The organism is Flavobacterium plantiphilum (assembly GCF_046000495.1).
GTDB lineage: Bacteria > Bacteroidota > Bacteroidia > Flavobacteriales > Flavobacteriaceae > Flavobacterium > Flavobacterium plantiphilum.
Genome location: NZ_JBELQA010000009.1, coordinates 148,300 through 161,902, shown reverse-complemented (window position 1 = coordinate 161,902; position 13,603 = coordinate 148,300). Strand labels below are relative to the sequence as shown.

General features: G+C 31.7%; 15 protein-coding genes. 4 read left to right on the top strand and 11 right to left on the bottom strand.

The window, feature by feature from the left end; all coding sequences use genetic code 11:
• Nucleotides 1-110: 110 nt before the first annotated feature.
• Nucleotides 111-1,082 carry a family 43 glycosylhydrolase gene (locus ABS764_RS15020; protein WP_408082612.1) on the bottom strand — a complete coding sequence of 324 codons (972 nt, stop codon included), beginning with the start codon at nucleotides 1,080-1,082 and terminating at the stop codon, nucleotides 111-113.
• A 101-nt stretch (nucleotides 1,083-1,183) separates the two neighbouring features.
• Nucleotides 1,184-1,663 carry a DUF6265 family protein gene (locus tag ABS764_RS15015; protein ID WP_408082611.1) on the bottom strand — a complete coding sequence of 160 codons (480 nt, stop codon included), beginning with the start codon at nucleotides 1,661-1,663 and terminating at the stop codon, nucleotides 1,184-1,186.
• Between the two features lie 145 nt (nucleotides 1,664-1,808).
• Here ABS764_RS15015 and ABS764_RS15010 point away from each other — a divergent pair, with 145 nt between their 5' ends.
• From ABS764_RS15010 to ABS764_RS15000, 3 genes are all read left to right on the top strand, one after another.
• Entirely contained in the window at nucleotides 1,809-2,969 is a 1,161-nt protein-coding gene (locus ABS764_RS15010; protein ID WP_408082610.1) for an MFS transporter, read from the top strand.
• A 136-nt stretch (nucleotides 2,970-3,105) separates the two neighbouring features.
• On the top strand, nucleotides 3,106-4,182 hold the full coding sequence (gene prfA / locus ABS764_RS15005) for a peptide chain release factor 1 (protein ID WP_408082609.1): 1,077 nt from the start codon (nucleotides 3,106-3,108) through the stop codon (nucleotides 4,180-4,182).
• 132 nt (nucleotides 4,183-4,314) lie between these two features.
• Nucleotides 4,315-6,378 (top strand): DUF5723 family protein, encoded by a 2,064-nt coding sequence (locus ABS764_RS15000; protein ID WP_408082608.1) that lies wholly within the window; start codon nucleotides 4,315-4,317, stop codon nucleotides 6,376-6,378.
• Nucleotides 6,379-6,596: 218 nt separating this feature from the next.
• Here ABS764_RS15000 and ABS764_RS14995 read toward each other — a convergent pair whose 3' ends face one another.
• The 9 genes from ABS764_RS14995 to ABS764_RS14955 form a co-directional block, all read right to left on the bottom strand.
• Complete coding sequence (locus tag ABS764_RS14995; protein ID WP_408082607.1) at nucleotides 6,597-7,244, bottom strand: DUF6565 domain-containing protein; 648 nt, start codon at nucleotides 7,242-7,244, stop codon at nucleotides 6,597-6,599.
• Nucleotides 7,245-7,295: 51 nt separating this feature from the next.
• Nucleotides 7,296-7,832, bottom strand: coding sequence for a hypothetical protein (locus ABS764_RS14990; RefSeq protein WP_408082606.1), 537 nt, complete (start codon nucleotides 7,830-7,832; stop codon nucleotides 7,296-7,298).
• A 57-nt stretch (nucleotides 7,833-7,889) separates the two neighbouring features.
• On the bottom strand, nucleotides 7,890-8,156 hold the full coding sequence (locus ABS764_RS14985; protein ID WP_408082604.1) for a YtxH domain-containing protein: 267 nt from the start codon (nucleotides 8,154-8,156) through the stop codon (nucleotides 7,890-7,892).
• A gap of 32 nt (nucleotides 8,157-8,188) precedes the next feature.
• On the bottom strand, nucleotides 8,189-8,341 hold the full coding sequence (locus ABS764_RS14980) for a lmo0937 family membrane protein (protein ID WP_408082603.1): 153 nt from the start codon (nucleotides 8,339-8,341) through the stop codon (nucleotides 8,189-8,191).
• 24 nt (nucleotides 8,342-8,365) lie between these two features.
• Entirely contained in the window at nucleotides 8,366-8,995 is a 630-nt protein-coding gene (locus ABS764_RS14975) for a porin family protein (RefSeq protein WP_408082602.1), read from the bottom strand.
• A 186-nt stretch (nucleotides 8,996-9,181) separates the two neighbouring features.
• Entirely contained in the window at nucleotides 9,182-9,706 is a 525-nt protein-coding gene (locus ABS764_RS14970; RefSeq protein WP_408082601.1) for a hypothetical protein, read from the bottom strand.
• Nucleotides 9,707-9,788: 82 nt separating this feature from the next.
• Complete coding sequence (locus ABS764_RS14965; RefSeq protein ID WP_408082600.1) at nucleotides 9,789-11,555, bottom strand: CHASE3 domain-containing protein; 1,767 nt, start codon at nucleotides 11,553-11,555, stop codon at nucleotides 9,789-9,791.
• Between the two features lie 4 nt (nucleotides 11,556-11,559).
• Nucleotides 11,560-12,006, bottom strand: a complete 447-nt coding sequence (locus ABS764_RS14960) for a response regulator (RefSeq protein ID WP_408082599.1) — start codon at nucleotides 12,004-12,006, stop codon at nucleotides 11,560-11,562.
• 15 nt (nucleotides 12,007-12,021) lie between these two features.
• Complete coding sequence (locus ABS764_RS14955; RefSeq protein WP_408082598.1) at nucleotides 12,022-12,585, bottom strand: helix-turn-helix domain-containing protein; 564 nt, start codon at nucleotides 12,583-12,585, stop codon at nucleotides 12,022-12,024.
• Between the two features lie 176 nt (nucleotides 12,586-12,761).
• Between ABS764_RS14955 and pyrF the strand changes: the two genes are divergently transcribed.
• A complete protein-coding gene (gene pyrF / locus ABS764_RS14950; protein ID WP_408082597.1) occupies nucleotides 12,762-13,580 on the top strand; it encodes an orotidine-5'-phosphate decarboxylase in 819 nt (272 codons plus the stop codon).
• Nucleotides 13,581-13,603: the final 23 nt, after the last annotated feature.

Here is a 13,603-nt window from a genome sequence, read left to right as displayed (position 1 = left end):
TTGGTAGACACGCTGGACTTAAAATCCAGTGAACAGCAATGTTCGTGCGGGTTCAAGTCCCGCTCTGAGTACAAAAACTTCAATTAGTGTTATGCTAATTGAAGTTTTTTTTATTTAAAAGAATTTCCAACACCTATTGAAGTTCTCTTTATTTTCTGTATGGTTCCATCTTCATTAAAATAAAGGTTTTCAGCGCAAACCTGTCGTTGTTTGTCTCCACAATCAGAATTGTTATCCAGCCATCTGTGATAGAATAAAATCCATTTCCCTTTGAATTCTACAATAGAATGATGATTGTTGCTTTCATTTTCTTCCTCCATAATAACACCTTGATATTTCCAAGGACCTTTAGGAGATTTTGCTGTATAATAAGTCAGAATTCTATTTTCTTCCGGCATGGTATAATAATAAATACCTTTTCTTTTAAAAACCCAGGGGCCTTCTCTTTTAGGTTTGTAACCTCCCATATCCATCGAGTACATTTCTCCTTTAACACTTAATAAATCATCTGCTAATTCAGCAACTAAATAATCTCCGCCTCCATTAAAATATACATAGCCTTTGCCATCATCATCAATGAACAAACAAGGATCGTTAGCATAAGGAGCAGTCCATAATGGTTTGCCAATTGCATCTTTAAATGGTCCGGTAGGTGTGTCACTTACTGCAATACCAATACCCATCCATTTAGTGCTTTTTTTTGGATTAATGCGATCTTTGAATCCAGTACCAGCCGGAAAACAAAAATAATATTTACCATTTTTATAGGCGCAATCAGGTGCCCAGGCAAAATTATCTGCCCACGTAAGCTGATCTACTGATAAAATAGCTCCGTGATCAGTCCAGTTTACTAAATCGCCAGAAGAGAATACATGCCAGTCTTTCATAAAAAAATCAGTTTGACATTCTAGATCATGTGAAGTATATACATACATCTTGCCATCTTTCCAAACATGTGCAGAGGGATCTGCGGTAAATATTTTACTGCCAAAATTAAGTGGATTTTGAGCTTGGATATCGTTTGCGGAGAGAACAGCTATTGCTAATGCGGTCAGCAGTTGAAATGTCTCATTTTTTTTCATTTTATAATTTATATTGGTTAATAGACTTGTAAATATAAATTATTTAAAACAAAAAACCTTGCAGTAGATAGGCAAGGTTGTGGATAGAAGTTTATTTTGGATTATTTAGTTTTTACTAAAATATATTTTTCAGAAGTTTCTTTTTTTAATTGTAGCCCTGAAATATAAGTTATTAAGCTGTTATTTAATCCCTTTTTATAGCTGATTTTTTGAGGATAATCGTTTTTTAGATTTTCAAAAATTAATTCATTTTCTGTATCTTCTTTTAATTGAAAATGAATGGGTTTGTCATTATTTTGTCCTTTTATTGTTGTGCTATATACTAGTGTATCTTCTTTTTGTTGCAGAAAAATACTTTCTTTATGAATAGTATCTTTGTCTTTAATAAATAATGATTCTGCTTTAAAAGTGCTGTCATTTACTTTTTCCCAGTTTTCAGAAAGTATTCCGGTATTTGTTTTTACCTGCCAGTTTCCAATAAGCCAATCGGCTTTTTTAATTTGGTCTTTTTCAATAGAGTCATTCTTTTGACAAGAAGAAGCAAGCAAGAGTATTGAAAGAAATGAAGCCGTTGTTTTCATAAAAAAAAATGAATTGATATTGTGTCAATTTCAAAGCAAAATTAGTAAAAATAACAATAGTTTTTAAGAATATTATTTAGGCTTTTTTAACATTCTTTAGCCATTTAAATGATATATTTTTGCAGTCCAAATAATGTATGACTTTATGATTTTTAACTATTTTGATAATTTACGTCACTCGAAAAAAGGATATCGATTGGCAACAACTATATTTTTTTTTATTTCCGGTTTTGGATATTCTTCATGGGCATCCAGAATCCCTGCTATAAAAGCGCAATTGCATTTGTCAGAAGCTGAATTTGGAGCTGTTTTATTTGCTTTTCCCATAGGCTTAATGCTGACTATGCCTTTTACAGGAAGGATATTGAATTTATTTAGCAGCCGTTATTGTATGTTATTAGGTGCAGTTTTATTTAATATCGTTTTAGCTTTACCTGGTTTTGCGGCATTTGTATGGCAATTAGTACTTATATTGTTGATTTTTGGGGGATCCAGAAATATTTTGAATTTATCGATGAATGCACAAGCGCTGGAAGTACAACGTTTGTATCCTAATTCCATAATGACAACTTTTCATGCGGTTTGGAGTTTAGCAGGGTTTGCAGGTGCAGGTTTGGGATATGTAATGGTTACTCAGCGCATAGATCCTTCATTTCATTTGTTAGGAATTAGTGTTGCTATGCTTGCAGTAACGGCTTGCTTTTATCCAATGACTTTAGAATGCGAACCATCAAGGGAAAAAAAGAAATTTTTCTCGATGCCCGATAAAACGTTAATGAAATTTGCTATCATCTGTTTTGTTTCTATGGCATGCGAGAATACTATGTATGATTGGAGTGGTATATATTTTCAGAATGTTTTACATGCTTCTCCTAAAATTACAACGGCAGCTTTTGTGTTTTTTATGACCGCAGTTACATTAGGTCGTTTTTTAGGGGATTATGTAGTCATGCGTTTTGGTATCAAAAATATTTTGTTTTACAGTGCTATTTTAATTTCAATTGGGTTCTTAATTAGTTTTCTTTTGCCTTTTATAATTCCTACCATAATAGGATTTGTTATGATTGGAGTAGGTGTTTCCTGTACTGTTCCATTGGTTTTTAGTATTGCTGGAAAATCTAAAAGTTTGAGTAGTGGTTCGGCATTGACTTCTATTTCCACTATTGGATATCTTGGTTTTTTAGTCGTTCCGCCCATGGTAGGATTTATATCTGAGGTATTGAGTATGAAATGGGCTTTTTTAGTTATGACATTTTTAGGCGGAATTATGATTTATATGGTGAATAAAATTTCGGAAGAGAGTTGATTGTAAAGGCACACAAGACAGAGCGTTCCGACAACTATCGGAAGCACTAACCAGCTCTTGAAAAAATGTGAAAATGGGATTCTAAAATGTGCAATCTTTTTTGTATTTTTGCACTCCAATTATAAGGACTACAACTATGTTAGACAGACTTCAGATAGTGAAACAACGTTTTGACGAGATTTCGGATTTAATTATCCAGCCGGATGTTATTGCCGATCAAAAGCGTTATGTGCAGTTGAATAAAGAGTATAAAGATCTTAAGGCTTTGGCTGAAAAAAGAGATGAATATGTTCTTTTGATGGCGAATATTGACGAAGCCAATGAGATTATTGCTGACGGAAGTGATGCTGATATGACCGAAATGGCTAAGATGCAGTTAGACGAAGCTAAAGAAAGATTGCCTATTCTTGAGGAAGAAATTAAGTTTATGTTAATTCCTAAAGATCCTGAGGATGCGAAGAATGTTATGGTGGAAGTTCGAGCAGGAACTGGTGGTGATGAAGCCAGTATTTTTGCAGGGGATTTATTCAGAATGTATACTAAATATTGTGAAAGCCGCGGATGGAGAACTTCAGTTGTGGATATGAATGAAGGAACTTCAGGGGGATTTAAGGAAATTATCTTTGAAGTTACCGGAGAGGACGTTTACGGAACATTAAAGTTCGAAGCAGGAGTTCATCGTGTACAGCGTGTTCCTCAAACTGAGACTCAAGGACGTGTGCATACATCAGCAGCAACCGTTATGGTATTGCCGGAAGCAGAAGAGTTTGATGTGCAAATAGATATGAATGATGTGCGTGTGGATTTCTTTTGTTCGTCAGGACCTGGAGGACAATCGGTTAATACAACTAAATCTGCTGTGCGTTTGACTCACATTCCTACGGGATTAGTGGCTCAGTGTCAGGATCAGAAATCACAACATAAAAATAAAGACAAAGCTTTAGGCGTATTACGTTCCCGTTTATACGAAATGGAATTAGCTAAAAAAGAAGCTGAAGATGCTACTAAACGTACTTCTCAGGTAAGTTCTGGTGACCGTTCGGCAAAAATTAGAACTTATAATTATGCTCAGGGACGTGTAACCGATCATAGAATTGGTTTGACTTTGTATGATTTAGGAAATATCATGAATGGTGATATTCAGAAAATTGTTGATGAGTTACAATTAGTTAATAATACTGAAAAACTAAAAGAAGCCAGCGAGGTTTTCTAATCGTTAATTAAACATTATCTGTTAAAAAAAACATAATTTTTTTAATGGTATTAATAAGAAAAAGCACTTAATTTGCGTTATCAAATTAGGTGCTTTTTTTTGTCCCAAATTTATTAATTAATAGTATCAAATATGAAAAAGAACGTATTTCTTTCGTTGTTTGCTTTTGCAGCTTTTTACACTGCCAATGCACAGGCTTATTTAGGTTATACACCAGATAATTATGCTGGTGTTCAAGGAGTCTTGTTTAACCCGGCTTCTATAGCAGATTCCCGGTTCAAAGTAGATATTAATTTGTTTTCTACGAGTTCAACTGTGGCTAATGATCTGTATGGAGTTAAGATTTTTGATGTTTTTAAAGACGGATATGATTTTGATTTAGAAGCAAAAAAGAATTTTAGTAATGCCAATAATGGTTTTATGAATGTTGATGCTATGGGACCATCCGTAATGTTTAACATTGCTCCAAAACATTCATTGGCTATATATACTAGAGCAAGAGCCTTTATAAATGTTCTTGATGTCAATGGACAGGTTATTAATGATGTGACAAAAGATAATAAAAATACTTTTCCTACTGCCACATTAGGTAGTCCAAATGCTGTAGGGAATTCATGGGGAGAACTTGGTATTTCTTATGCTGCTGTTTTGTACCAACAAGGCCAGCATTTCTTAAAAGGAGGTATTACTGCTAAATATTTGCAAGGAGTAGCTAATTATCATTTTCAAGGAACAAATGTATCTGTTAAATACGATGATTTTGGAGATCCTCTTTTAGACAGATTTACGACTAATGGTAATGCTATTTATGGATCAAGTCAGGATTTTGCCAGTGATTCAGATGTAGACATTGATTCACAATCCAGAGGCTTTGGTGTTGATTTAGGATTAGTTTACGAATGGAGACCAGAATATACTGCTGAAAGAGCTGATATTAATGACTTAAAAGAAGTGAATAAATACAAATTACGTTTTGGTGTTTCTGTTACCGATTTAGGTTCTATGAAATACGATAAAGGAGTTCGTAATAGTTATGATTTGAACGGTACATTTACTCAGGATGATTTTGATAGTTATGACAATTTTGATGATTTTATGAAAGGGGAGTTTACTCCAATACCAATTAATGGGACAGTAAGATCTTATTTACCAACTGCTTTACATGCTGATGTAGACTGGAATATTTACAGAAGATTTTATTTGAATGCTAATGGTGATCTTGGAGTGGCAAGCAGAACAAAATTAAATCAAAATAGCATTGCTAATCGTGTGAGTATAACACCACGATATGAATCAAAATGGTTTAGTGCTTATATTCCTGTATCTTATATGGAGTATAGTGAACAGGCTCAGGTGGGACTTGGTTTGAGAACTGGAGTGTTTTTTATCGGATCTAGTTCGATAATTTCAAATGCAATTTCAAAAAGCTCCAGAGCTGCTGATATTCATTTAGGATTTAAAATTCCAATTTACCAAAAAAAAGCTAAAGATCAGGATGGAGACGGAGTTTTAGATAATGAGGATGAATGTCCTACTGTTGCCGGACCTGTTGAAAATAACGGATGTCCGTGGGGAGATCAGGATAATGATGGTGTACTAGATAAAGATGATAAATGTCCAACTGTTGCCGGACCAGCTGCTAACAATGGTTGTCCGTGGGAAGATAAAGATAATGATGGGGTTTTGGATAAAGATGATAAATGTCCATCTGTAGCCGGACCAAAAGAAAATGCAGGTTGTCCTTGGCCGGATACTGACGGAGACGGAGTTGTGGATAAAGATGATAGATGTCCAAAAGTAAAAGGAACTTTAGCAAATAAAGGCTGTCCTGAAGTTACTACAGAAGTGATAAAAAAATTAAATGATTTTTCTAAATCAGTTTTATTTGATTCTTCCAAAGCTACTATTAAACCTGAATCCCATGATAAATTAGAAGGAATTGTAAATGTAATGGAAGAATACAATAATGCTAATTTTAAACTGGAAGGACATACTGATAGTACCGGAAATGTTGCAAAAAATCTTCAGTTATCAAAAGACAGAGCTGCTGCAGTGAAAGATTATCTGATTTCTAAAGGTATTAGTGCTGACAGACTTTCTTCCGAAGGTTATGGAATTACTAAACCAATAGCTACTAATAAAACAGCTGAAGGAAGAGCTCTAAATCGCAGAGTAGAAGTTATTTTAATTAAATAATCTAATTTTATCTGAAAAAGATTAAAAAAAAAGCTATTTCACAATTTGTGAAATAGCTTTTTTAATTGGCATTATTCTGAAAAGTTAAAAAATAATAAGGTCGTAAATCCCCATTATTTTTTAATTACACAGTTTATATTATAGTGCCGATATTACAAAAAAAGCTTCTTCTTTAAAGGAAAAGAAGAAGCTTTTTTTAATGTAACAGAAAACAATTATTATTCTTTAGCTTCTGCGTTTTCATCAGATTTAGCTGTTGCTCTGTTAATGCGATACATGGTAGCAAATTTTATTTTCAAACCTGAAATTTTGATATTGTCTTTAGAAGATAATCCTTCTTTTTCAACAGTATTTTTTCTGGTATCTAAAGCTTCATATAACAGTTTTATTTCATCCCATTCCTCTCTGTTGTAGGTATCTTTGTTTTTATCTACAGTATCAACAAAGTGAGAGTAGACATCAGCAATATTATCTTTATTTACCCATGCAAAACTCATATCCTCACTTATTTTTTCAGTAAATAAAGTACTTCTTAAGTTTTCACGGAACATAGCGTTGCGTTTTTGTACCACTTCAGCTTTATATTCTTCATATTTAGTGGCTATTTTATCCATATCCGCTTCTTTTTCAGCTTTGTTCTCCAAGTTGTTAAGAGCTTCTTCGGCTTCCATTTTAGTTTGCTCGTATTTGGCTTCGATGCTCTCCCAGTTTTCACTGGTTTCTTCAGCAGCTACATTACTTATAGAGTCTACATAAGATTTAAATTGGTCTACTTTCTTATCAGCCATTTCTTTTTTTTCATCTTTACATGAACTCATGAAAACAGCTATTGCAGCGAGAACTAGAAATTTATTTAGATTTTTCATTTTTTATAAATTTAATTAATTTGAATTATGTTATTTTTTAATGTTATGTTTTTAAAGTCTAAAACCGTAGGCTAGACGTAAAGCAATTTGACTCAATCCACTATCTGCATTATTATTTCTCAAAGCAGGAAAATCAGGTAGATATTCGTAACGAACGCTTATGTCAATATATTTGGTAGCGTATCCAATACTTGGACTTAATAACAGAGATTTGTCATTGTAATTATTTGTTACTGCAAAAGCAGCACCTACCTCTCCCATTAAATAAAATTGATCTTCTAAAACAAAAGCTTTAAAACCCAGTTTAGCCGGAATATATCCTAAATCATTTTCATCACCGCTTATAAACAGATTATTAAATCCTGTGGTAGCTGTAAGGGAGTATTTTTTTGATAAATCATATTGCAATCGAACGTCTCCTCCCACATTAAGGTCGTAAGGATCTTCGAATGGATAACCTACAGTGGCACCAATTCCTAATTTAAATTTTTGTTCATAGTTGTCATTAGGAAAGTCCTGAGCCGTAGCTTTAGTTGTACCTGCGACTAGTAAAGCCACTATTGCTAAATTTTTGATTGCATTTTTCATAATTACAATATTATTTGTTGAACATGTTAAACGAAATATTACGTTCGGAAAAACAGATTAAACTTTATCGGCAATTTCGTTTGCCACTTTTGATTTTTCCTCCTGAATTACTTCTTTTGCGTTGTGAGCAACAGACTGGTACTTATCTTCAATTTTTTGAATTGCTTTATCCAGATCATTTTTTACATTGTCTTTTAATTCCTTTGTTTTGTCTTTAATTTTTTTTCTGGTGTTTTTTCCGCTTTCTGGAGCAAATAGAACTCCTAATACTGCTCCTGTTAATAATCCACCTACTATTCCTACTATTACTTTATTTGTGTTCATAATTTATATTATTTATTTAAGTTATTAATTTTTTAAAGCCTTCTTCCGCTTATAATTCGCATCAGTACAGCAATAACTGCTATTACTAATAAGATATGAATTAAACTTCCGATGCTGTATACGAAGAATCCTAAAGCCCAGAATATTACCAATAATACTGCGACTAAATACAATAAGTTTCCCATGATTTTTTAGATTAAATTTTTTTTTTATAGTTTGAAACCAACATACACACTTAATGCGCTGTTTTTTGAATCTGGAAAAGTATAAGTTTCTCCGGCAAATGTTCTTTCTTTTCCAATAGTCTGTAATCCATAATTGTAACGAACCCCTATTGAAGCAGATTCAAAATCAAAACCTACACCCGCTGATAAACCATAATCCCATTTGTTTAAATCATCATTATTGATGTTTTCTTCAAAATCGAAAGAACCGCTATCAGTTTCATTAGTTGCTTTTCCATCCAATAAGTACGCAACATACGGACCTAAATGCACATTAAAATTTGGTGTGACATTCAGTTTTAATAAAACTGGTAATTCTAAGTAATTCAATTTTAATTTTGTGGTTCCTGATGCAAATACATTATCATAAACTAATTCAGAACCTTTTCTCGAATAAAGAAGTTCAGGTTGAATAGATACCGATGAAGCAACAGGAAAGTTAGCAAATAAACCGGCATTAAAACTGGTTAATACATTATTGTCATCTACATCTTCAGTATAAAGGTTCGTAAAATTAACTCCTCCTTTAATACCTACTGAAGGTTCCATATCCTGAGCTTTAGTAAAATTTACAAATGATAAGCAAACTGCTGCGGCTAAAAATAAATTTTTCATGATTTATATTTTATGTTATTAATTATTATAAGATGCAGCTCCTAGGCTACATTACAAAGGTGCGATATGTTTAGTTTTCTCCTATTACAGGATATTTTAAGACTTTTATAGAATTACCATTTCGCTCATAAACAAAAAAAACACCTTATATAAGGTGTCTTTTGTTTATATTCTCTGGTAAAATATTTATTGCTTTTCTTGCTCTTGAATTGTCTGGATGTTTTTTGTTAGAATCACAATTGTTTCTTCAGCAAGTATTTCTAATTGTTCATTAGGTGTTGTTTTGCTGATTTTTTTATATTGTTCTAATTCATTTTGAAGAAGAATGTTGGTTTTTTTTAAATAAGAAGTTACGTTAGCTTCGCTAATAAAATCTTTTAAGGTATGAGTATCATATAATGTGTTAGGAATAATGATAAAATTGTCTTTTGCAATTTTTCTAATCCCTTTTTTTAACTCAAGATGCTCCGTTTCTATTTTTTTAAATAAAAGTCTTGTAGGTTTTTCCATTTTATATTCCTGAGCTTTTTGAGTAATGGCAACTACCTTTAAATTGGATTCTGCAATTTCAATTAAAGTCTGGGGTATTATTCTCATTTCAGGAATATCCTTTTCAGGTCTGGACTTTTTCTCACAGGAGCATAACATCATGCAGCAGATGGTAGCCAGAAATAAGTGAAAAACAGTTTTTTTTCTTTTTAAAAACTTCATTCGGAGTATTTTATTTAAAAGTAAAAAATAATTTAGTATACAATTTACATCATTTTTTTATAATATTAAACAATGGTTTCGCTTAAACGGGCAGGTAAATTTCAAATTCAGCGCCTTCATTCAGTTTTCCCTTGGCAAAAATATATCCTTTATGGTTTTCAACTATTTTTTTACAAATAGCAAGTCCTACTCCTGTTCCAGGATAATCTTTTTTACCATGTAGTCTGTTGAATAATAAAAAAATTCTTTCGGCATATTCCTGCTCAAACCCAAGGCCATTATCTTTAATAGTGATTTTTATATATTCTTTTTTTGATTTTTCATTTAACTTTGGAGCTTTGGATGCTTTTATTTTTTTAGATGTTACTGTCACTACAGGCGGAACATCTGTTTTAGAATATTTTAAAGAATTACCTATCAGATTGATGAATAATTGCTCCAGTTGAAAAGGAACACCCTGTAACTTATGTAGTTTTTCGGTATTTATTTGGGCTTTTTTCTCAATAATACTTTCTGAAAGCTCACTGACAGCATTAGAAAGAACATCATTCAGATCTACAGCTTCAAATTTCTTTTCTGATCGGTTCGTTCTTGAATATTGTAGCAAATCATCTATTAAAACCCGCATTCTGTTTGAGGCTTCCTGTATTTTTAAAAAATAATCTTTTGCTGTTTCGGATAAGTTTTCTCGTTCCTTGTCTTCAATTCTGGAAATAAACGTTTGAATTTTTCGTAAAGGTTCCTGTAAATCATGACTGGCTACATGATTGAATTCGGTCAGTTCTTTATTATTTTGTTCTAATTCCTTATTTCTTAATTCAATAAGTTGTGTTTTGTTAAAATCTTCGGTAATATCCTGCGTAGTACCAATCATTTTTTGATTATGCAGTCTGTCGACAAATATTTTACCAGTAGTTCTGAAATAACGAATTTCTAAAGTGTCTTTTTTAATTATTCTGTAATAAGTAAGAGGCAGGAATTTTTTTTCTTTAATTTGCTGAAAAGCATCAATAATGATTTCTTTGTCGTCAGGATGTATATATTCAAATAAGTTTTCAACTGTAGGTTGGAAAGACTGAGGTTCATAACCTAATAAACGAAATTTATTATCCGAATAATCAAAAGTTTTATTTTCAAGGTTTAATAACCAACTTCCGTATTTTCCAAGTATTTCGGCCTGATTGCTGGATTCATCAAATATTTTAAGTCTGATGTTCTGATTTACTAAATCCTTATAATTTTTAATAATTAACAAATATCCTAAGCTTAAAAGCAAAATAGAAATCAGGAAAGTTGAAAATATAATTAAAGGCGTATTGGAGTTATTGTATCTGTAAAGTTTTCCTTTTGAGTTTAACAATTTGTTTTCAGCATTAAGCATGAAATTTACTTCTGTTTTTAAGGAATCCATGATTAATCTCCCGTTTTTAAAATGAGAGTTAAATTCTTTTTTGCTGGTAAAATCATTCTTAAAATATGAAAAACGCTTGTCTACTAAATCATAAATTCTTTTGAGTCTTATTTGTTTTCTGGAGTCATTTTTTATTGTGTTTCTCAATGACTGAAAAGAATTATTAATGTTCTTACGGGCGTCCATAAACGGATTCAGATAGATGGAGTCATTGGTGATGATGTAACCACGGTAGCCCGTTTCGGCATCTTTTAAATAGGAGGTAAGCTGACCTAATTCAATTGAAATTTCATAAGTATTGATAATTGAATCATTAATCTTATCTAATTCTTTTATATGTCTGTAAGTTACAGAGGCTAAAAAAATTAAAATAAAAAAAGCGATTAAAAATACAGCCCTTATGAAGCCTATTGAATCAAATAACTTTGATTTAAACATTTTTTTACATCCTTAATAAAAAATTATCTTTATTTAAACCCGAAGTTATATACTGCCAGTTTAGTGTTACTACTTCGGATAATACTTGTTTTAATTTTCCAAAATTGCTTGGTTTTTTAATATAAATATTAGCTCCCAATACAAAGGTGTTTTCAATATCCTCTTCAGAAGAAGAAGTGGAATAAATAGCAATTACAATGTCTTTAAATTTAGGTTCAGCTTTAATTTCTTTTAAACATTCTATTCCTGATTTTAAAGGCATATTTAAATCCAGAAAAATAATATTAGGTAAAATGCTTTCAGGATCGTAAAGAAAATTCATTAAAGCAACACCATCATTTACTGTATTAACTACAGTATTAATTTTTAATTCATCAAAAGCATCTGTGAAAAACATTCTGTCGTCTTCGTCGTCATCTGCCAGGGTAATTAAGATGAAATCTTTTTGCATATAGGTATTTGGGGTTTAATTGATATTATGACTGCTAAATTCGTTACGTTTTTTCAATATTCGCTGAAATGCCGAAGGTGTAATTCCGGTAGTGTTTTTAAACTGTGAACTTAAATGTGCTACACTGGAATAATTAAGTTTAAAAGCAATTTCTGTCAATGTCAGATTATGATGTGTAATTAGCTTTTTTACATACTCAATTTTTTGAATAATGATAAAATTTTCAATCGATGTATAGGTAACTTCTGAAAATAAATTAGAGAGGTAACCATAGCTGTGATTGAGTTTTTCGGCTAAATATACCGAACTTTTAACTGTTGGAGCATCTTCGTTAAAGATCATCTCTATAATTGTTTCTTTTATTTTCTGAACAATAATGTTTTTCTGGTTTTCAATTATTTCAAAACCATACTCGTTTAATAATGAGCTTATTTTTTCATATGTAACAGTATCAATTTCTTCTAAAAATAAGATTTCATTAGTGTTAATTATGTTGTATTTGACATTGAAAGTGTCTAATTTCTCTTCTAATATTTTTTTTATTAATAGAGACGTATCTGTTTTTAAAAATAATTTCAAGGTGATTATTTTAAGTTATTTTAGTAAAAGTAATAAATAGGTTTATTATTTCACAGTTTTTGGATATTTGTTTGTTCAAATATAAAGTGTATTGTAGAAATTTTATCGAAATTTCCGCATTTTTTATATAAATTTAGGATTGGCTTTGTAACTTTGCGTTTTGTAAAATAAAATTAATGACTACACAACAGCTTATTGAGCAAATAAAGATAAAAAAATCATTTCTATGCGTAGGTTTAGATGTTGATTTAAATAAAATTCCACAAAGTTTTTTAGCATTAGAAGATCCAATTTTTGAATTTAATAAAGCCATTATTGATGCTACTCATGATTTAGCAGTAGCTTATAAACCAAATACTGCTTTTTTTGAAGCTTATGGTATTAAGGGCTGGATGTCTTTGCAAAAAACAATTAACTATATTGACGACAACTATCCAGAAATATTTACCATTGCCGATGCTAAACGTGGCGATATTGGGAATACTTCTTCTATGTATGCCAAAGCATTTTTTGAAGATTTAAACTTTGATAGTATAACTGTTGCTCCTTATATGGGAAAAGATTCAGTAGAACCTTTTTTAGCATTTGAAGACAAACATACTATAATGTTAGCGCTAACTTCTAATGAAGGTGCTTTTGATTTTCAAACGCTTGATGTGGACGGAAAAGAATTGTATAAACGTGTTTTAGAAACTTCTAAAACATGGAAAAACAGTGAAAATCTGATGTATGTGGTGGGGGCGACTAAAGCAGAATACTTCACGGAAATCAGAAAGATTGTTCCGGATAGTTTTTTATTAGTACCGGGTGTTGGAGCTCAGGGCGGAAGTTTGTCAGAAGTTTGTAAATACGGCATGAACGCCAGTGTAGGTTTGCTGATTAATTCTTCAAGAGGAATTATCTATGCATCAAAAGATGCTGATTTCGCTCAGAAGGCAAGGCAGGAAGCTTTAAAAATACAACAGGAAATGGCTGTAATTATGCAGGCGGAATAATAAAACAAAGCATTTGTAAAGTT